Annotated in this window: 14 protein-coding genes and 1 tRNA gene; 8 read left to right on the top strand and 7 right to left on the bottom strand. The window is 62.2% G+C overall.

Going from position 1 to position 19312, the window contains the following annotated elements; translation table 11 throughout:
- The first annotated feature begins 20 nt into the window (after positions 1–20).
- The 3 genes from NWI_RS07915 (at position 21) to NWI_RS07905 (ending at position 1984) form a co-directional block, all read left to right on the top strand.
- Positions 21–734 (top strand): tRNA-uridine aminocarboxypropyltransferase, encoded by a 714-nt coding sequence (locus NWI_RS07915; RefSeq protein ID WP_011314787.1) that lies wholly within the window; start codon positions 21–23, stop codon positions 732–734.
- A 150-nt stretch (positions 735–884) separates the two neighbouring features.
- Positions 885–1724, top strand: a complete 840-nt coding sequence (locus NWI_RS07910) for a hypothetical protein (protein ID WP_011314786.1) — start codon at positions 885–887, stop codon at positions 1722–1724.
- A gap of 186 nt (positions 1725–1910) precedes the next feature.
- Positions 1911–1984: transfer RNA gene (locus NWI_RS07905), tRNA-Cys, on the top strand.
- A gap of 76 nt (positions 1985–2060) precedes the next feature.
- Here NWI_RS07905 and NWI_RS07900 read toward each other — a convergent pair.
- Complete coding sequence (locus NWI_RS07900; protein WP_041345523.1) at positions 2061–2255, bottom strand: hypothetical protein; 195 nt, start codon at positions 2253–2255, stop codon at positions 2061–2063.
- 374 nt (positions 2256–2629) lie between these two features.
- Between NWI_RS07900 and glmS the strand changes: the two genes are divergently transcribed.
- Together glmS and NWI_RS07890 are read left to right on the top strand one after the other, a co-directional pair.
- On the top strand, positions 2630–4456 hold the full coding sequence (glmS, locus tag NWI_RS07895) for a glutamine--fructose-6-phosphate transaminase (isomerizing) (RefSeq protein WP_011314784.1): 1827 nt from the start codon (positions 2630–2632) through the stop codon (positions 4454–4456).
- 117 nt (positions 4457–4573) lie between these two features.
- Positions 4574–5347 (top strand): DUF502 domain-containing protein, encoded by a 774-nt coding sequence (locus NWI_RS07890; RefSeq protein WP_011314783.1) that lies wholly within the window; start codon positions 4574–4576, stop codon positions 5345–5347.
- A 138-nt stretch (positions 5348–5485) separates the two neighbouring features.
- Here NWI_RS07890 and recG read toward each other — a convergent pair whose 3' ends face one another.
- Positions 5486–7585 carry an ATP-dependent DNA helicase RecG gene (gene recG / locus NWI_RS07885; protein WP_011314782.1) on the bottom strand — a complete coding sequence of 700 codons (2100 nt, stop codon included), beginning with the start codon at positions 7583–7585 and terminating at the stop codon, positions 5486–5488.
- A 159-nt stretch (positions 7586–7744) separates the two neighbouring features.
- On the opposite strand from recG, the gene NWI_RS07880 reads away from it, so the two are divergent.
- Both NWI_RS07880 and mfd read left to right on the top strand, forming a co-directional pair.
- Positions 7745–8032, top strand: coding sequence for a succinate dehydrogenase assembly factor 2 (locus tag NWI_RS07880; protein ID WP_041344915.1), 288 nt, complete (start codon positions 7745–7747; stop codon positions 8030–8032).
- On the top strand, positions 8029–11553 hold the full coding sequence (mfd, locus tag NWI_RS07875) for a transcription-repair coupling factor (protein WP_011314780.1): 3525 nt from the start codon (positions 8029–8031) through the stop codon (positions 11551–11553). The genes NWI_RS07880 and mfd overlap by 4 nt, the downstream gene beginning before the upstream one ends.
- A gap of 8 nt (positions 11554–11561) precedes the next feature.
- On the opposite strand, the gene NWI_RS07870 is transcribed toward mfd, so the two are convergent.
- The 3 genes from NWI_RS07870 to NWI_RS07860 all read right to left on the bottom strand — a co-directional run bounded on the left by NWI_RS07870 (position 11562) and on the right by NWI_RS07860 (position 16099).
- Positions 11562–12791, bottom strand: coding sequence for a GGDEF domain-containing protein (locus tag NWI_RS07870; protein WP_011314779.1), 1230 nt, complete (start codon positions 12789–12791; stop codon positions 11562–11564).
- Between the two features lie 85 nt (positions 12792–12876).
- Positions 12877–14379 (bottom strand): AMP-binding protein, encoded by a 1503-nt coding sequence (locus NWI_RS07865; RefSeq protein WP_011314778.1) that lies wholly within the window; start codon positions 14377–14379, stop codon positions 12877–12879.
- A gap of 4 nt (positions 14380–14383) precedes the next feature.
- Positions 14384–16099 carry an extracellular solute-binding protein gene (locus tag NWI_RS07860; protein ID WP_244375015.1) on the bottom strand — a complete coding sequence of 572 codons (1716 nt, stop codon included), beginning with the start codon at positions 16097–16099 and terminating at the stop codon, positions 14384–14386.
- A gap of 520 nt (positions 16100–16619) precedes the next feature.
- On the opposite strand from NWI_RS07860, the gene NWI_RS07855 reads away from it, so the two are divergent.
- Complete coding sequence (locus NWI_RS07855; protein ID WP_011314776.1) at positions 16620–17354, top strand: invasion associated locus B family protein; 735 nt, start codon at positions 16620–16622, stop codon at positions 17352–17354.
- A 69-nt stretch (positions 17355–17423) separates the two neighbouring features.
- Here the strand turns inward: NWI_RS07855 and hspQ are convergent, their stop codons facing one another.
- Together hspQ and NWI_RS07845 are read right to left on the bottom strand one after the other, a co-directional pair.
- Complete coding sequence (hspQ, locus tag NWI_RS07850; RefSeq protein WP_041344914.1) at positions 17424–17756, bottom strand: heat shock protein HspQ; 333 nt, start codon at positions 17754–17756, stop codon at positions 17424–17426.
- A 138-nt stretch (positions 17757–17894) separates the two neighbouring features.
- Positions 17895–19169, bottom strand: coding sequence for a UbiH/UbiF family hydroxylase (locus NWI_RS07845; protein ID WP_011314774.1), 1275 nt, complete (start codon positions 19167–19169; stop codon positions 17895–17897).
- Between the last annotated feature and the right edge of the window lie 143 nt (positions 19170–19312).

Genomic DNA, 19312 nt, shown 5'->3' with positions numbered 1-19312 from the left:
GGCGCGGCGTATAGCGGGCAATGTCCAGCAACTCCGAAAGCTCCGCCGCGGAAAGTGAAGCGCTCCCGCAATGCGGGCGCTGTCACAAGGCGGAAGTGCTCTGCGTTTGCGGGAGCATCGAGCAGATCAAAAACCGGACCGCGCTGCTTCTTCTGCAACATCCCCAGGAGCAGGATAAAGCGCTCGGAACCGCCCGGCTGACCGCGCTGCATGTCGAGAACGCCGTGCTGAAGATCGGTCTGTCCTGGCCCAGCCTGTCGAGAGCATTGGGACGGCCGGTGCATGATCCCTCGCGCTGGGCAGCGCTTTACCTTGGCTCGGTCAGGGCCGATCGCTTCAATACCGACCGCACCATCGTCGCAATCGATCGCAACGGCCAGATGAAGACCGATCAACGCGCGGCTCTCGCCGATATCGAGGGCGTGGTGCTGCTGGATGGCACATGGAGCCAGGCGAAGGCGCTATGGTGGCGCAATCCATGGTTGCTGAAATGCCAGCGCGTCGTCCTGGCGCCGGGGCGAGCGTCCCGTTACGGCAAGCTGCGCAAGGAGCCGCGACGCGACGGCCTCGCCACGATCGAGGCGGCGGCGATCATGCTCGCCGGACTCGAGGATCGGCCTGACATCGAAACCACATTGCTCGCGAGCTTCGATCGGATGCTGACAAAGTATCAGGAGGCGCAGGCGGACATGCCCGAACTTGCAACCCGACCGAGACGCCGCCGACACCGATGACGCTGGCCATGATAGGCCCATGACGGTTGCAGCGGCCGCAAACGTCGTTCGACCATTTCGCGAGCGGCTGAAGGATCGGTCACTTTTGAGCTGTCGGCTGGATCAGTCTGATGTATCAAGTTTGCTTGAACCGAGCAGGCGGGGACCAGGTTGAATATTCGCGCACTAAACAATTCGCTGATCATCGGGATTGCTGTCCTTGCGCCGATCCAGTGTTTGGCCGCGAACGTGCCGGAACGCTTCACGGGCGTGTGGCAGGCCATCGAAAATGAAGATCAGGCTTGCAAAGCCTCGGACTGGAATTCGGACCGGCACACCGACACGCACATCAAGATCGAGGCAGGCCTCGTTCGCTATCATGAGAGCGAGTGCCGATTCAAATCCGTATCCCGGCCAAAGGTCGAATTTGATAGCGGCGCTGTTCACGTCGCCATGACGTGCGATGGTGAAGGCGAGCGATGGACGCAAACCGGGATATGGCAGATCCTCCCATTGGGGAGGAATGACACTCTCGCCATGGTCAACGTCAGCAAGCAGCGCCCCGGCATCAGTCTTTACCGGAAGTGCGGCGGTGAGAATGCCGCCGTCGCGCCCAAGAATACGACACGCGCGGCGACGGGAGAGGCCGGCGATATGCGCGCTGCGATGAGGGAAGGGCGTCATTGCTTTGCGCAGAAGGACGAGGGAGTCGAATTCAGCCTCAGCGTTGGATCATCCGGGTCGGCGTCGTTCTCCGTCGACGTCGCTAATCCGCGCACGAAACATCTATGCTCCGCGAAAGGCACGGTAGCCGAAACAGCGCAAGGCTGGCGCTATGTCGACAAAAGCCAGCCGACAGAGGTTTGTCAGATCGATATCGAGATATCGGATCGTATCCGGTTTCGATTTGCCAATGAGAGTTGCGAGCGTCGGTACTGCGGCGCCAGGGCTTCGATCTCATCCTTGGAGTTTTCGGCACAAGACAAGAAAGAATCCTGTTCCCGGAAGTGAGATTGCTGTGCGCCGCCGCCTTGCTTATCAGCGGCCGTCTGAGGTCCAGGCCAGGTCGAGGCTGGGGAATACAACGCGGACGGCGGTTCGGAAACGCCACGGATCGCAGATTCAGAAATCTGCGCCCGTAAATATGAGCAAGGTTGCTTAAGTGACTGTCACTCTATAATAAGTCGGGGACCAAGGGGCCACGTGGCGGAGTGGTTACGCAACGGTCTGCAAAACCGTGTACACCAGTTCAATTCTGGTCGTGGCCTCCATAACATAATCAATGTGTTATGATAACCATCTGAAATAATTCAAAATTTACAAATTCATCAATCGCTTAGAAATCGTTCAGCAGGCGCCGTTCCACCCCTCGGGAAAAGGAAGGAAGGGCCAGGCGACTTCATTGTCGTTCGCGGCTTGCGGCAGCTTGCCGGGCCCCATTTGGTCAACCTGCGGCTGCGCGTTACGCACGGCTTCTTCGATGCGCGGCGCGAGCACGTCACTCACTGCGCTCAGCAGTCGTTCAAACTCAACTTCACTCATGTACGCCTCTCTGGTCTGGCATACAGAGTGCCAGAAACGGCTTGGGCTCCCGTTGCGGAAATCGCTAAAATTGTCTGGATCGAGCCATGAAAATTGCGACACGGTTTGAGCCTCGCACATGACCCGACCGACGGACATCCTCGACATCGCGGATCGCCGATTCGCATGCAATCAAGGTTATCGAGTGCTTACCGTGGCAGGTCCGCCCGCGACCGGTCTCGCGAGGAAGGGACATCCGGACCGCTGGAGGATTTGCGTTGAGGCCGGTTTAACACTGTCGCAATCGGCGATGATTACTGTTTCCGGACGGTCCGGGTTTCGTTAAGAGGGCGCGGTCTTTTCGCGATTGTCTGAGTTGGGAGATATTGATCCGCATGTGCGGTATTGTAGGAATTCTGGGGCGCGGTCCGGTAGCGGAGCAACTGGTTGATTCGCTCAGGCGTCTCGAATACCGCGGTTACGATTCCGCCGGCATTGCTACACTGGAAGGCGCGTGTCTGGCGCGCCGTCGCGCCGAGGGCAAGCTGCGAAACCTCGCCGGGCGCCTCCAGGCCGAGCCGCTGATCGGGCAGGTCGGGATTGGGCACACGCGCTGGGCGACGCACGGCAGACCAACGGAGAACAACGCGCACCCCCACGCGACCGAGCGCGTGGCCGTCGTTCACAACGGCATCATCGAAAACTTTCGCGAACTGCGCGAGAAACTTAAGAAGAACGGAGCGGTTTTCGAAACTGAAACCGATACTGAAGCCGTGCTTCATCTGGTCGATGGCTATCTTGCCGCCGGCATCGATCCGGTCGAGGCGGTCAGAGCCACGTTGTCGCAGCTTCGCGGCGCCTTCGCTCTCGGTTTCATTTTCGCGGCCGACGATGACATTCTGATCTGCGCGCGGAACGGGCCTCCGCTGGCGATCGGGTATGGCGACGGCGAAATGTACCTGGGATCGGACGCGATTGCGCTCGGGCCGCTGACGGATACGATCAGCTACCTCGAAGACGGCGATTGGGCTGTTTTGACGCATGACGGCGCGACGGTTTACGACCACCATAACGCCGTCGTTCAGCGCGAGGTGGTCAAGCAAAGCGCTTCGGCTTCCCTGGTCGACAAGGCGAACTATCGCCACTTCATGGCCAAGGAAATCCACGAACAGCCCGAAGTGGTGGGACACACGCTGGCCCGCTATGTCGACATGGCGACCGAGCGCGTATCGCTTCCGGTGGACCTTCCGTTCGATTTTCGCGAGATCAAGCGGGTCTCGATCATCGCGTGTGGAACCGCCAACTATGCCGGCTACATCGGTAAGTACTGGCTGGAGCGGTTGGGCCGGCTTGCCGTCGAAATCGATATCGCCTCTGAGTTTCGCTATCGTGAAGCGCCGCTCGGCAAAGGCGACCTCGCCATCTTCATTTCGCAATCCGGCGAAACCGCCGATACGCTCGCGGCGCTGCGATATGCGAAGCAGCATGGATTGCACACGCTCTCGATCGTCAACGTCACGACATCGACGATCGCGCGCGAAAGCGAGACGATGCTGCAAACGCTGGCGGGACCGGAGATCGGCGTCGCCTCGACCAAGGCTTTCACCTGCCAGTTGATGGTGCTCGCAACGCTCGCGATCGCCGCGGGCAAGGTGCGCGGCGAATTATCCGAGGAAGATGAAGCCCGGCTCGTGCACGATCTGATCGAAGTTCCGCGCTTGATGTCGGAGGCGCTGGCCACCGAACCGCAGATCGACAGGCTCGCGCGCGAGATCGCCAAATCCAGGGATGTCCTGTATCTCGGACGCGGCACCAGTTATCCGCTTGCGCTGGAGGGAGCGCTCAAGCTCAAGGAAATCTCCTATATCCATGCGGAAGGCTACGCCGCGGGCGAACTCAAGCATGGACCGATCGCATTGATCGACGAGAACATGCCTGTGGTGGTGATCGCTCCCTATGACCGCGTCTTCGAAAAGACCGTGTCCAACATGCAGGAGGTGGCGGCGCGCGGCGGCAACATCATTCTCATGACCGACGCGAAGGGAGCGGCGGAAGCCGCTGTCGAGCCGCTGGAGACGATCATCATGCCAGATATGGCGGCCACTTTTGCCGCGTTGATCTATGCGGTGCCGGTGCAGTTGCTGGCGTATCACACCGCGGTCGTGATGGGCACGGATGTCGATCAGCCGCGCAACCTGGCAAAATCCGTCACCGTTGAATAAGACGGAGGCCGCAAGGGCGTCCATCGCATGCACGACATGCAAAGTTTGATAGAATGCCTATATAAGCCGGTATCAGCCCTTTGAAAGCCTTTTTGGACGTCTTGATCTGGAACCACGATGACGCGTGACACCCCTCCGAGCGGCGCACAAGGCGACCATTCCCCGGACATGCCTCGCGGGCTCATCGCGCGATTCCGGAATTACTTTCTGACCGGCCTGATTGTCGCAGGCCCGGTGGCGATAACGCTTTACCTGACCTGGTGGTTCGTGAACTGGGTCGACAACCTGGTGCGGCCGTTCGTCCCGATGGCATATCGGCCGGAAACGTACCTGCCTTTCATATTGCCCGGATCGGGCCTGATCGTCGCGGTGTTCGCGCTGACCATGCTCGGCTTCCTGACGGCCAACCTGATCGGCCGGACGCTGGTCGATCTTGGCGAAAAAGTGCTCGGCCGTATGCCGGTGGTGCGGGCGATCTACCGCGGACTCAAGCAGGTCTTCGAAACGCTTTTCTCGGGATCCGGATCGAGCCTCCGCAGGGTTGGTCTCGTTGAATTCCCGTCGCCCGGCATGTGGTCGATCGTGCTCATCTCGCAGGTGCCAAGCGCGAATGTCGCTGCCCGGCTTCCCTCTCAGGAGGAGCATATTTCCGTATTCCTGCCCTGCGCGCCCAACCCGACCACGGGCTTCTTCTTCTACGTGCCCAAAAACAGGGTCGTCGAGATCGACATGAGCACGGAGGAGGCGGCGACCTTGATTATGTCGGCCGGCGTGGTTCAGCCGAACTCCGATTCGCAGAAGAAGCTCGCGGCCCTCGCGGAAATGGCCCAGGCGGCGCGGGTCGCGAATGCCTCCAACCTCGCGTCGACAACGGCTGCGAAGGTTGACTGATGCCTGGAGCCCTTGCGCCTGACAGGGTGAGGAGCACAGGGTGAGGAGCGGAGGCTGTCCAGACCTCGACCTGTAGCGTTTTCTTCACGCGAATAGGTCTTTCATGCTCGGGGGCCAGCCCGGAGACATGCCTCGCTTTTAACCCGCGCCGAGCAGGGGCAGGGCTTCGTCGCGCTCAAACAGATACAGCAGGCATCGCAAGGCTTCGCCGTGCGAGCCCGTGAGATTCGGATTCTGCTTCAGAATGCGCAGGGCTTCGTCGCGGGCCAGCGTGATGAGTTGCGCATGGACATCCGAGCGCGCGACGCGATAGCCGGGCAGGCCGCTTTGACGCGTGCCGAGCACATCGCCTTCGCCGCGCAGCCTCAGGTCTTCTTCGGCAATGCGGAATCCGTCCGTGGTCTCCCGGATCACCCGCAGCCGGGCGGCTGACATCTCGCCCAAAGGCTCCCGGTAAAGCAGCAGGCACGTGGAGGGCTCCGAACCACGACCGATCCGGCCTCGTAACTGATGGAGTTGCGCCAGACCGAAGCGTTCGGCGTTCTCGATCACCATGATCGTCGCCGCCGGAACGTCGACGCCGACCTCGACGACGGTTGTCGCGACCAGCAGATTGATTTCGCCGGCCGCGAATTGCGCCATCACGCGATCCTTTTCGGGGCCGCGCATCTTGCCGTGAACAAGGCCGACCCTGTCGCCGAAGCGAGCCTTGAGGCTTTGGTAGCGCTGCTCGGCATCGCTCAGGTCGACGGCGTCGGATTCCTCAACCAGCGGACAGATCCAGTAAGCCAGCTTTCCCGCCTTCACGGCGCGGCCAACGGCGTCGATGACCTCGGTCAACCGGCCGTCGGAAACGGCGCGGGTATCGATCGGCTGCCGGCCCGCGGGCTTGTCGCGCAATTCGGAGACATCCATGTCGCCGAAATAGGTCAGCACCAGCGTGCGCGGGATCGGCGTCGCGCTCAGCACCAGGACATCGACAGCTTCACCCTTCGTCGTCAGCGCGAGGCGCTCGCGCACGCCGAAACGGTGCTGCTCATCCACCACCGCGAGCGCCAGCGATTTGAACGTGACCTCATCCTGGATCAACGCATGGGTGCCTACAAGCAGGTCAATGTCGCCTTCGGCGAGGCGCGCCGTGATCTCGCGCCGTTCCCTGCCTTTCTCGCGGCCGGTCAGAATCGCAACCCGCAGGCCGGCCCGTTCGGCCAGCGGCGCGATGGTCTTGATATGCTGGCGAGCAAGAACCTCGGTCGGCGCCATCAAGGCCGTCTGCTTGCCGGATTCGGCCACCGCGCAGGCGGCCAGCAGCGCGACCACGGTCTTGCCCGAGCCGACATCGCCCTGAAGCAGCCGCAGCATCCTCACCGGCTGCCGCAGGTCTTCGATGATCGCCGCGACGGCTTGCTGTTGGGATGCGGTGAGGGCGTAGGGGAGCGCATCGATAATCCTGTTGCGCAGGTGTCCGTCGCCCGCGTGCCGGTTTCCAGCCGGGCGGCGAAGCCGCGCGCGCACCAGCGTTAGCGCAAGCTGGCCGGCCAGCAGTTCGTCGAAGGCGAGGCGTGACCAGAACGGGCCTTCCGGCAGCGTATCAGTCAACTCCAGGGGGACGTGGACCCGGCGGAGCGCCTGAGCCAGCGGCGGAAAGCCACAGCGACGTAAAATCTTCGGATCGGTCCATTCGGGCAACACGGGCAGATTCTGCAATGCCTGCGCGATCGCGCGGCGCAACGCCCCCGGCGCCAGACCCTGGGTGAGGGGATAGACGGGATCGATGCCGGAAAGCTCCGCCAGCCCGGCTTCATCGACAACCCGGTCGGGATGCACGATCTGCAGCGTGCCGTCGAACATCTGCACCGTGCCGGACACATAACGCTTGCTGCCTGCGGGAAGCAGTTTTTCGACATAGCTCGGCTGAGCGCGGAAGTAGGTCAGGACGACGCTTCCGGTTTCGTCGCTGGCATAGACGAGATGCGGCGCGCGCGAGCGTCCGGGCGGCGCCGGGCGATGCCGGTCGACGCTCACCTCCAGCGTCACGATCGTGCCGGGGACGGCGTCACGGATTTTGGGTCGCGCCCTGCGATCGACGACGCTTGCAGGCAGGTGAAACAGCAGATCAACCAGCCGCGGCGTTTCATCGCGCGCGAGCAGGTGCCGGAACAGCCTGTCCTGCTTCGGTCCGACGCCGGACAGGCTGGTCACCGGTACAAAGAGCGGATTGAGCAGCGCGGGACGCATCTCAGGACTCGGGCGGAATGATCTGGACCAACTGCAAGCCTTGAATGCAAATCTCTGATTGCGCAATGCGCGAAACGGATGCTGACATCCATTATTCCGGAGGCTATATGGTGCCGGCCCGGCTCGTCCGGGCTTTTGGCGTTTGCCTGGAATAGACGAATGACGGGATCGACACGATCGAGCGAGGGCATGGATGACCGCCGCAAACGGCTGCTGTATCGCTGCTGGCATCGCGGGATGCGCGAGATGGACCTGATCCTCGGCCGGTTCGTCGATGAGGAGATCGGTTCATTGACCGAAGCGGAGTTAAAAGATCTCGAAAACCTGATCGAGGTTCCGGACCCGGACCTTTACGCCGCGCTGAGCGACGGCGCTCCGCTGGCCTCCGAATACCGGACCGCGCTGTTCGATCGCATCAAGTCGTTTCGGCGGGGACAGGGCGCATGAAAGCTTTTTCAAGGTCGCCTGCGGAATCGCTGTCACCGGGTCGTCCGCTGACGCTCGCGAATGTCGCGGAGGGCGCCGAGGGACTCGTCGTCTCTGACCTCGCGCGAGCCATCAAGGCCAACGCTACGCGGCGAGCCGCGGCGGTCAGCCTGACGGTGGTCTGCCGTGACGGTCCGCGGATGCAGCAACTGGCGCGGGCGCTCGAATTTTTCGCGTCGGACATTTCCGTGATGCAATTCCCGGCCTGGGATTGCCAGCCCTATGATCGGGTCTCGCCGCATGGAGGCGTGCTTGCGCAGCGCCTGACGACGCTGGCGCGCCTGTCTCGTCTAACCGGCAGCGAGACGCCTCTGATCATCCTCACAACGGTCAACGCGATCCTGCAACGCGTGCCCGCGCGCGAAATCGTCGCGTCTCAAGCCCTGTCGGTCGCACCCGGCAATGTGGTTCCGATGGATTCCATCGCCGCATGGCTCGAGCACAACGGCTACAATCGCTCTTCAACGGTCCGCGAACCCGGCGAATACGCCGTTCGCGGCGGCATCCTCGACCTGTTTCCGTCGAATCTCGATCATCCCGTGCGATTCGATTTCTTCGGCGACTCGCTGGAGTCGATCCGGTCATTCGATCCGGAAACCCAGCGCACGCTGTTTGACGTACGCTCGCTCGATCTGGTGCCGATCTCCGAATTCCAGTTCGTCACCGAAACCATCCGGCGTTTCCGGATGGGATACGTCGCGACTTTCGGCGCACCGGAACGCGATGACCTGTTGTATGAAGCTGTCAGCGAAGGGCGGCGGTATCCGGGCATGGAGCACTGGCTGCCGCTGTTTCACGAACGCATGGACACGCTGTTCGACTATCTTGACGGCGCATCCATCGTCATCGAGCCGCAGGGAGAAGACGCCGCGAGCGAGCGCTTCAAGCAGATCGCCGATTACCATGAAGCGCGCCGCGAGCCCCTTGAGCAAGCCGGCGGCGGCGTGCCCTACAAGCCGCTTCCGCCCGACCGTCTTTATCTGACGCCGGATGAGTGGGCAAAGCGCCTCAATGAAGCAGCTTTGGTGCGGTTGACGCCATTCGCGATGCCGGACGAATCCGTCAATATCATCGATGCCGGCGCACGGCAGGGGCGGAATTTCGCGCCCGAACGGGCTGACACCACTCTCAACGTTTTCGAGTCCGTCGGATCCCACATACAGGCGTTGCAGGCCGCGCGAAAGAAAGTCGTCGTGACGTTGTGGAGCGAGGGTTCGCGCGACCGCATGGCGAGCATGCTGAAAGATCACGGACTGCTCAACCTGACGAGCATCAATACCTGGCGTACCGTTCACGCAACGCCCCGCAATGAGGTCATGCTGGGCGTTGTCGGGATAGAATCCGGATTTGAAACTGAATCTGTCGCGGTCATCAGCGAACAGGACATCCTGGGCGATCGCCTGGTGCGGCCACCCAAGGCCAGCCGCAAACTCGAAAACTTCATCTCGGAAGTCACCAGCCTTGCGGCGGGCGATCTCGTTGTTCACGTCGAGCACGGCATCGGGCGTTTTGTCGGCTTGCAGACGCTTGAAGTAGGTGGCGCGCCGCACGATTGTCTGGAACTGCGTTACGCCAACGAGACCAAGCTGTTCCTGCCGGTCGAGAATATTGAACTGCTATCGCGCTATGGCTCCGATCAAGCCAATGTCGAACTGGACCGGCTCGGAGGCGGGGGCTGGCAGGCTCGCAAGGCCAAGCTGAAAAGTCGCATTCGCGAGATCGCAGGCGAGTTGATCAGGATCGCCGCGGAGCGGCATTTGCGTGAGGCGCCGAAGCTGCCGGTGCAGTCGGGCCTGTACGACGAGTTCTGCGCGCGCTTTCCCTACGAGGAAACCGAGGACCAGCTCGGCGCGATCCAGGCTTCGCTGGAGGATCTCGAAAGCGGCAAGCCGATGGATCGGCTGGTGTGCGGTGACGTCGGATTCGGCAAAACCGAAGTGGCCCTGCGGGCGGCATTCGCCGTCGCGCTGGATGGCAAGCAGGTCGCGGTCGTCGTGCCGACAACGCTGCTTGCGCGTCAGCACGCGAAAACGTTCACCGAGCGGTTTCGTGGTTTTCCGGTCAATGTCGCGCAGGCCTCGCGACTGGTGTCGCCGAAGGAGCTGGCCAAGGTCAAGAAGGGGATCGCCGACGGCTCGGTGGATATCGTCGTCGGCACACATGCCTTGCTCGGCAAATCCATCAAGTTCAGGGACCTCGGACTTCTGGTGGTCGACGAAGAGCAGCATTTCGGCGTCAGCCACAAGGAGCGGCTGAAGCAACTGCGGGCGCATGTCCACGTACTGACGCTGAGCGCAACTCCGATTCCGCGCACGCTGCAACTGGCCCTGACCGGCGTGCGCGATCTATCGATCATCGCCTCGCCGCCGGTCGATCGCTTGGCCGTTCGTACCTTCGTGGCGCCCCACGATCCCCTGATGATCCGGGAGGCGCTCCTGCGCGAACGCTACCGTGGTGGCCAGGCCTTCTATGTCGTGCCGCGCGTAAGCGATCTGGCCGAGGTCAAGGATTTCCTCGACAAGCACGTACCGGAGATGAAGGTCGCCGTCGCGCACGGCCAGATGCCGCCGACGGTAATCGAGGACATCATCTCGGCCTTCTATGACGGCAAGTACGATGTCCTGCTCTCGACAACCATCGTGGAGTCCGGGCTCGATATCCCGACCGCCAACACTCTCATCGTGCATCGCTCGGATATGTTCGGGCTGGCGCAGCTTTATCAGTTGCGCGGCCGGGTCGGGCGTTCGAAGCTGCGCGCCTATGCGCTGTTCACGCTGCCGTCGAAACACAAGATCACGGCGCAGGCCGAACGCCGGCTCAAGGTTCTGCAGTCGCTCGAAACCCTGGGGGCGGGATTCCAGCTTGCGTCGCATGATCTCGACATTCGCGGCGCGGGCAATCTGCTCGGCGAGGAGCAGTCGGGCCACATCAAGGAAGTTGGTTTCGAACTCTATCAGTCGATGCTGGAGGAGGCGATCGAGAATCTCAAGACCGGCGTGACGGAGATTGCCGACGATCGCTGGTCCCCGCAGATCACCATCGGGATGCCGGTATTGATCCCCGAGGATTACATTGCCGATCTGGCGGTTCGGCTATCGTTGTATCGCCGGCTTGCCGACCTCGATACCGATGATGAAATCGACAGCTTTGCCGCGGAGCTGCGCGACCGCTTCGGTAAATTGCCGGACGAAGTCCGATATCTGTTCAAGGTCGCGGCCATCAAGGCCTATTGCCGCCGCGCCAATGTCGAGAAGGTGGATGCGGGACCGAAGGGTGCGGTCATTTCCTTCCGCGACAACAAGTTCGCGCAACCCGATCGGCTGGTGTATTTCATCCGCCAGCATGGACAGGCGGCGAAGGTCCGTCCCGACATGAAAGTGGTGTTCTTACAGAACTGGGAAACCCCGGAAGAGCGCCTGATGGGCACCACCGAAATCATGCGGCAGCTTGCCAATCTCGCGGAGGATCGCAAGGCGGCGTAATGCGGTCGTTATGATGCCGCGCGCGCTTCACTGCTCAGGCGGGTGAGGAGCGATACCGCCGAGTCATCAAACCGGGATGCCGTCAGGGTGACCTGAGGGTCGATCCGCACGGTACGCTTGGCGCTGAGCGTCGTATGCTTCATCACGCTCGAAAGCCGCCGCGCGATCATCTGCGCGTTGCGTAAATCAGCGTCGGCAAAAACCACGACGATCGAACCATCGGCTTCGAGCGTGCCGAAATCCATTCGCCGCATCAGCCGGCTGAGAATACGCGCCGCGTCGAACAGCGGGCGTTCATGCTGCTGGCCGAGCGAGAAGCGCGCGATGGAGAGACTCGCGCCGCTGGAGCGGGTCTGGCGGATCGCCATGTTGAGTTCACGGTGGAAGGCATCCCCGGTCAGGAGACCCGTTCGCGGATCGAGGAGTCCGCCCGCATCCATTGATTTCAGCGTACGATGCAGACGCGCCTCGAATGCGTGCTGCCGAACCAAAGGCAGAAACGTGCTGACGGCATGATGGGGCTCGCTCGGCATCACTTCGAGATTGGGAAGATCATAGGTCGCCCACGGGCCGCCGGCCGGAACCGCGATCGGCAGATTGCGAAAGCGCGTGTCTTCAGCGAGCACGGTCAGAAGCGCGTCGACCACGCGCCGGGCGAACCCCTCACTGATAACGACACCGTCCAGATCCCGCGCGTTGAGATGCTTCGCCGCCGCCTCGATGCTGAGCGCCCCGACGACGCCGAGCCGTTCGCCAAAGGCCACCGATAGCGTCGGATAAGCGGCGCCGCGCCCGATCAGGAGAACGGTCGCATCCCGGATCGGGTCGGCATCCGGCAGGCTTGGCGCCGCCGGATTGCCTGCAAGCCGCCGGAGGACGGTCGCGTGCAGCGTTCGCACGCGCAGCGCCGCATTGAGACGCCTGTCGAACCGGTCGATGCCTTCGTTCAGGGACGAGAACGGAAGCGCGTTGTCCGGGCAGGGCATTGGGGGATCGGCGACGATCAGGGGAACGTAAGGCTGCATCGCGGCAAGCTGACCGGCGAGGCGATCCAATCCCACGCCCGCGCCTTCGGTCGTGGGGACGAACACGGCTGCCGGCTGAAAGCGTTCGATGCCGCGGGAGGCTTCCGACCAATCGATGTCGAGAACAGGGAAGATGCTCCGGCTCGCTCGAGAGACGACGGACGCTTGTCGCTCGCCGTGTGAGACAACGATAAGCGGGCCTTGCTGGGACATTCTCACCAACTCGGTACGTGCCAAAGGCGTGTGAGGCTAGTTTATTGTCCCTTAATGCGGCGTCAATGAATGGCGCCGGATTTGATCAGCCGCTCACGGAACGATCGCGAAATGCTTCCACCATCAACGGGTTCAGCCCCAGTTCCTTGAGAGCCTCGCGAGCGCGGGCATTGTCGCCGGCTCGCCCGGCAAGGCGATGGCCGCTCAGACGGTCGGGAAGCGCCGTCAGCATGGCGTTCGGTCCGAGCCGTCGCGCCCATTCCTGAAGGTCCTGTGCGGGAAACCGGTAGCCGCCGACGGCCATGACGCCGGCCGGCGGCGCCGTGATCGCAATGGCGCCCGTGGCGCGATCGATCCGCGCGGCATAGCCGGTATCGACATAATCCGGCTGCGACGGCACGACGAAGTCCTCGGAAGGAGACTCCGGCGCGGCGTAGGCCGCGATCGGCACCATCGGCCCTCGCAGCCCCAGCGTGCCGTGCGGGGTCAAAACGATCTCGCCGGCCGTGGATGTGATGGGAACCTGAGGTGGCGTCCGATAAGGGCCGGGCATGATCGGGGCAGGGGAGCCGTCCTCCACGCGGCGGCTCGCGAAAAGACCCGCCTCGCCGAACAGGTAGACGTCGGTCATTTGCCTCTCGCTGTCGGACCAGGGCGCGCTCGATCCCACCTGTTCCGGAACCCGCCAGAGACCAACGACATGACGCAGGCTCGGGACGGAAGACAGAGCACCGGTTTCAGCCATCCGCAATGCCAGGGAGGCCGGCGCGACCAGCGTGTCGCAGCGTTCGGTTTCCATCTGCCGCACGAGAACAGTTTCGTCGAAGGGATGATGCATCGCCAGGGTGCCGCCGCTGAGCAGCCACATCACGAAGGATGAGGTCAGCCCGGCGAAGGACGACGGCGCGAGAGCCGAGAGAATTGTCGCGTTCTGAGGCAGGCTGCTCTCGAGAAAGATGGCAAGCCCGGCGGCGATCAGGTTGACGTGGGTTCGCGGCACGGCGAGGAAGCCCGAGCCCGAAGCCTCGAACGTCACCAGCGCGGCGCGGCGCGAATCCCGGATCATCAGCCGCGAGCGGTCGATTGTCCTTTCGGTAGCGATATCCAGCGGAACCATACCTTCCGGCAAGTTGCTGCCGAAGCCGCAGACATGACGGACGGAGAACACTTCCGCCGCCGCGTTCATCGCGAGGTCGGCATGATTGACGCCGTCGATATTGCCCATCGCGACGATCGCGCGCGCGCCTGTCCGGTTGATCGCAACAGCGAGCTCGGCCTGCCGCCAAAGCTGGGGCAACAACGCCACGATCAGACCGGCGCGATGGGCGGCAAGCACTGTCAGCGCCAGTTCGATGGTGTTGGGTAGCTGTACCGCTATGATCGAATTGGCGGGCAGGCCAGCCTCGATGAAGTGGGCCGCCAATGCTGATACCGCCCGGTCGGCCTGGGCAAAGGTCAGATGCAGGGGTGACTGTCCCGTCACCCGCAGCTTGTCCGGCGGATCGATCAGCGCCGGCCGGTCCGGCTGCCGGACGAGGATGCGGTCGAAGAGTTCATCCAGCGTAGGCGATGAATTGTTCTGGAGCACGAAGTCACTTGCCGGGCTTCGGCGGCCTTCGCCACCAAGTTTCAGGGATGTATCCAGTCAACGCGGTCGCTGCCGGTCGTTCTATCCGATTCCAGCGCGCGATCCATTGTTCTCGAACGTTGTAAACCGGAATCACGTAAAATCCGGACATCAGGACCCGGTCGAGCGCGCGTACCGCATCCACGAAGCCCGGCCGCTCCCTGGCCTTGAGCATGGCGGCGATCATGGCGTCGATCGCGGGATTCTTCACGCCCATGTAATTGCGGGTGCCCGGAATGTCGGCGGCTTCGCTGCCCCAGTAGAAGGACTGTTCGTTGCCGGGCGACAGCGATTGATCCCAGCGGTTCTGGATCATGTCAAAATCAAACGCCAGCCGACGCTGATCGAACTGCACGCCATCGACCGAGCGCACGGACACCTCAATGCCGGCGCGCTTGAGATCGCGCGCGTAAGCTAGCGCGATCCGCTCCTGATCGCGGGTCGTCACCAGAATTTCAAAGGCAAGGGGAGCCTTGGTCGAGCGATGGCGCAGGACCGTGCCGTCAAACTCGTAACCTGCCTGCGACAGAAGCGCGAGAGCGGCGCGTAAGGCTTCGCGGTCCCGGCCTGAACCGTCGGTCACGGGAAGGCGGTAGCTGCCGTCGAGGATATCGCTTCGCACGGCCGATGGAAACGGCTTCAGCAGCGACCGCTCTCCGTCGGCGGCGGCGCGCGCGTAGGCGGACAGTTCCGATCCCGCGAAGAAGCCGCCGGCGCGACTATAGAGTCCGAAAAAATAGTTTCGGTTGATCCACTCGAAATCGAACAGCAGCGTCAGCGCCTCGCGAACGCGAATGTCGGAAAACATCGGCCGCCGCGTATTGAACACCAGATATTCCGAGGGCGCGGGCAGGCCGGTCTTAATAGCTTCGCGGACAAGCTGACCATCGCCCGCTGCCGGGAAGTTGTAGCCTTCGTGCCAGCGCAGTGGTTCACTCTCGACACGAAAGTCATACAGACCGCGCTTGAACGCCTCGAACTGACTGTTGGCTTCGCGGTAGTAGTCGAACCTGATCTCGTCGAAGTTCCACAGGCCGCGATTGACCGGCAGGTTGCGTCCCCAATAATCCGGGTTGCGCGTCAGCGTCACGCTGGCTCCAGGCTTGACGGCGGTCACGCGATACGGCCCGGACCCCAGCGGGGCGGTCATCGAGGTCTGCTCGAAAGTGGCGGCATCGACGGCATGTTTCGGCAGAACAGGCATCAGGCCGAGGATCAGGGGCAGTTCGCGATCCGTGGTTCCCCCGAAATCGAAACGCACCGTGCGCTCATCGATCGCCTCCGCCGTCGCAACCTTCGAATAATACTGACGATGGTTGGGTCGGCCCTTGTCCCGGAGAAGTTGCCAGGAAAAGAGCACGTCTTCGGCACGGACGGACCGCCCGTCGTAAAAGCGCGCCTGTGGATTCAGATGAAAGGTGGCGTAGGTGCGGGCATCGTCGGTTTCAATCCTTTCCGCCAGCAGACCGTAGAGCGTGAAGGGTTCGTCGTGACCACGGGCCATCAGGCTCTCGACCACGAAACCCCGAATTTGCTGAAGCGCGACGCCTTTGACGATGAAGGGATTGAGGCTGTCGAAACTACCGGGAACACTTTGAACCAGCCGGCCACCCTTGGGCGCGTCCGGATCGGCATAGGGCATCCGGCTGAAATCAGGCGGCAGGGCCGGTTCGCCATGCATCGCGATGGCGTAACCGGAATCCGCCGCGGAAACCTCCTGGTACCCGGCGGCGAGCAGCCCGACTATGAGCGCCAAACCCACCACCGTCCGGCAGCGCTCGCGCGGCGGCCGGCAATACCGGGTCCATTTTGATTCGAACTTGCTCACAAGAAATTTTATCACAACCGCCGCGACGCGGTTTGAAAGGCACGTCAAAAGCGTATGTTGCCATTGATCTTTTTATGCGCCCTAGTATTGAAGGCGGGCAATTGACCATGACAGCGCGAATCGTCACGTAACCGCCTCATTTCACTAAGAGACAGCCGCCGAATAGTCTGCGCCAATGCCTGCTCCTGGTGGAGAAATCCGGCTGACCGCGTCGGGAACGCGAATGCTGAATTCGAAACTCCACCAGCAATCGCTCCATCGAGGGCCTGGGTTTGCAAGCGGTCCTTCAATTTTGCGTTCGAAGGAAGGCTCGCTGAAACGAAATACGAATGTTAGAATCCGATCACGAGCGTTCAGGAAAGGGTTTTCCGCAATGAATTTTCGTCTCTTGACCACGTCCGCTTTGCATCGCGGACGGGCCTTCGCCCTGTTCGCCGCGGTGACGCTCGTGGCCGTTCCATTTGCGTCGGACGCTCCCGCCCAGCAAGCGCCCCCCCCCAAAGGCAAGGCGGCTCCAGCAAAGGGAGCGCAGCAGGCTCCGGCGGCAAACCAGGCGGCGCCAGCCGACCAGCAGGTGCAACTGATCTATGCCCCCTGGACCAAGTTCTGCCTGAAAGGCCAGGATGCGAAAGCCAAGCAGGTATGTTTCACCGGCAAGGACGGACGAATCGAATCCGGCCAGCCCGTAATCGCGGCGGTCATCATCGAGCCCGAAGGCGAGCCCAAGAAGATTCTCCGCGTAACGCTGCCGCTCGGGATGCAACTCGTCCACGGAACGCGCATCATCGTCGATAGCAACCCGCCGCAGCAGAGTCCCTACGTGATCTGCTTCGCCAATGGCTGCATGTCGGATTATGAGTTGTCAGCGGATATGCTCGGACACCTGAAGAAGGGCCAGAATCTGATTGTTCAGGCAATCAATTCCAACGGCGCGCCGCTGACGCTGCCGCTTCCGCTGGCTGAGTTCGCGAAAGCCTATGACGGCCCGCCGACCGACCCCAAGGTGTTCGAGGAAACCCAGAAGAAGCTGCAGGAAGAACTGCAGAAGCGGGCTGCCGAAGCGCGCGCGAAGCTCGAAGCCACCCAACAGGGTACCGCTAAACAGTAGCTCGTTATTGAGATCAAACGGAAAAGCGCTCCTCGCGGGGCGCTTTTTTGTTATCAGGCAGCTACGATCTCAATTCAGAGACGGGTTGCGGGGACGATAGCCGCCGGATTCATCCTGGATGAAAATCTCGGTCACCTGCGAGTGCCGGATTGGCTCGCCGGAGTCGTCTGGCAGAAGGTTCTGCTCCGAGACATAAGCCACGTATTCGGAATCCGCATTCTCGGCGAGCATATGGTAGAATGGCTGATCCTTGTGCGGCCGGACATTCTCCGGGATCGAGAGCCACCATTCTTCCGTGTTGTTGAAGACCGGATCGATATCGAAGATCACGCCCCGAAACGAATAAATCCGATGGCGAACGATTTGGCCGATCTGGAATCTGGCGGTACGCGCTTTCGTCATCCCTGACCGCATAGACCAGGACGGCGGCCGAAGCCAGAGGCGAGATCGGACTGGACTCCACGGGCGGGAGTCGAGGCCTCGGCTCAAGGCTGGCTAGAGCACGTTCGCTTCTGATTGAATCAGAAGCGAGGCTCTAGATTATTGTTTTGACGCATTTTCTTGCGACGAACCGGTATCCACTTCGCCGGAAAATGCTTTAGACCGAGGCTCCCTATGTGGACGCCGCCGCCACGACGGCGCGAGACCCTCGCGCATGGCAAGGCGTCGGAGCGGACCGACCTTGCTGATCAGGTGCAGCCCGAATGCGCGTGCGGTCTGGATCGGCAGGAAATCGCTGAGCAGCGACCGGTTCGCCACGTCGATCGCGAAGGTTCGGCTCAGAACGTCGCTGCGCCGCGCCGTTTCGAAACGCGCAAGAGCGGGAGATGCGCCGGGATCTTCCCCGGAGGACAGAACGTCGCCGACAATCTCCGCGATATCGGCGGCGTCACGCAGGCCCAGGTTCAGCCCCTGCGCGCCGATCGGCGGCAGGACATGGGCGGATTCGCCGACCAGAACGATGCGGTTGCCTGCAAATCGCGCGGGCCGCTCGATCCCTAACGGAAACTTATTTCGTCCCTGGCCGACCTCAAGCCGTCCCAGGATCGAATGCGATCTCCGTTCGGCGGCTTCGGCCAGTTCGTCGTCGCTCAGGGCGGCAAGCCGCTCCACCTCCCTGGGGGAGGCGACCCAGACGACACTGGAGCGGTCTCCGGGCAGCGGCACAAAAACGCAGGGACCATGCGGGGTATGAAACTCGGTCGAGGTGTTTTTGTGCGGCCGGCTATGCGCGACGTTGAACGTCAAAGCAGCCTGATCGAGCGCGCGACGCGTAATGCCGATGCACGCGGCTTTGCGGCATAGCGACTGCCGCCCGTCGGCCCCGACCGCCAGACGAGCGCTCAATTCATCTCCCTGCCGGGTGGTGATGGTGACCACGGTATCGCCGGGCGTGACCTGCTCAGCTTCGCCGTCGATCCGCGTGAGGTTTTCCGCTTCCGCGGCGCGCGCCTCCATGGCGGCCATCAGCGCGCGGTTTGCAATATTGTAGCCGAATGCGTCGCGCCCGATCTCGGCGGCGGAAAAACGCACCTCGGGAGCCCGGATAAGACGTCCGGTATCGTCCACAAGCCGCATGACACGGAGAGGGGCGGCATCGGCCTCGCAGCGGGGCCATACGTCAAGCTCTCGTAACAGATCGATGGAACCGCCAAGCAGGGCTGTCGTCCGGTTATCGCCATAACCGACGCGCCGCGCGATTAGCGCCGTCCGCGCGCCGGCATGGGAGAGGGCGATCGCCGCAGCCAATCCGGCAGGCCCTCCGCCCACCACCGCGACATCAAAGATTGCAACCGGCTTCGCGCTCTCGTTCATGGATCGACAATCGCCATTCGCCGCGCCATTTTCAAGCCCGCCCGGCTAACATTGCCGGAACCGGATGACATTGCTCCCGACTGCTCGCGCGGCGGAGCACGGCAACGACCATTATGCAAAACTGCCCGACTCCTGATAGCAGG

It is taken from the genome of Nitrobacter winogradskyi Nb-255, assembly GCF_000012725.1.
GTDB lineage: Bacteria > Pseudomonadota > Alphaproteobacteria > Rhizobiales > Xanthobacteraceae > Nitrobacter > Nitrobacter winogradskyi.
The sequence above is the reverse complement of the archived record's forward strand: the minus strand, read 5'-3'. Positions and strand labels throughout refer to the sequence as shown.

What these genes read in the sequence shown, in the direction of transcription:
- NWI_RS07915 (WP_011314787.1), top strand. Translation starts at nt 21, where the DNA reads ATGTCCAGCAACTCCGAAAGCTCCGCCGCGGAAAGTGAAGCGCTCCCG.
- NWI_RS07900 (WP_041345523.1), bottom strand. Translation starts at nt 2,255, where the DNA reads ATGAGTGAAGTTGAGTTTGAACGACTGCTGAGCGCAGTGAGTGACGTG.
- glmS (WP_011314784.1), top strand. Translation starts at nt 2,630, where the DNA reads ATGTGCGGTATTGTAGGAATTCTGGGGCGCGGTCCGGTAGCGGAGCAA.
- NWI_RS07890 (WP_011314783.1), top strand. Translation starts at nt 4,574, where the DNA reads ATGACGCGTGACACCCCTCCGAGCGGCGCACAAGGCGACCATTCCCCG.
- recG (WP_011314782.1), bottom strand. Translation starts at nt 7,585, where the DNA reads ATGCGTCCCGCGCTGCTCAATCCGCTCTTTGTACCGGTGACCAGCCTG.
- NWI_RS07880 (WP_041344915.1), top strand. Translation starts at nt 7,745, where the DNA reads ATGACGGGATCGACACGATCGAGCGAGGGCATGGATGACCGCCGCAAA.
- mfd (WP_011314780.1), top strand. Translation starts at nt 8,029, where the DNA reads ATGAAAGCTTTTTCAAGGTCGCCTGCGGAATCGCTGTCACCGGGTCGT.
- NWI_RS07870 (WP_011314779.1), bottom strand. Translation starts at nt 12,791, where the DNA reads ATGTCCCAGCAAGGCCCGCTTATCGTTGTCTCACACGGCGAGCGACAA.
- NWI_RS07860 (WP_244375015.1), bottom strand. Translation starts at nt 16,099, where the DNA reads ATGCATGGCGAACCGGCCCTGCCGCCTGATTTCAGCCGGATGCCCTAT.
- NWI_RS07855 (WP_011314776.1), top strand. Translation starts at nt 16,620, where the DNA reads ATGAATTTTCGTCTCTTGACCACGTCCGCTTTGCATCGCGGACGGGCC.
- hspQ (WP_041344914.1), bottom strand. Translation starts at nt 17,756, where the DNA reads ATGACGAAAGCGCGTACCGCCAGATTCCAGATCGGCCAAATCGTTCGC.
- NWI_RS07845 (WP_011314774.1), bottom strand. Translation starts at nt 19,169, where the DNA reads ATGAACGAGAGCGCGAAGCCGGTTGCAATCTTTGATGTCGCGGTGGTG.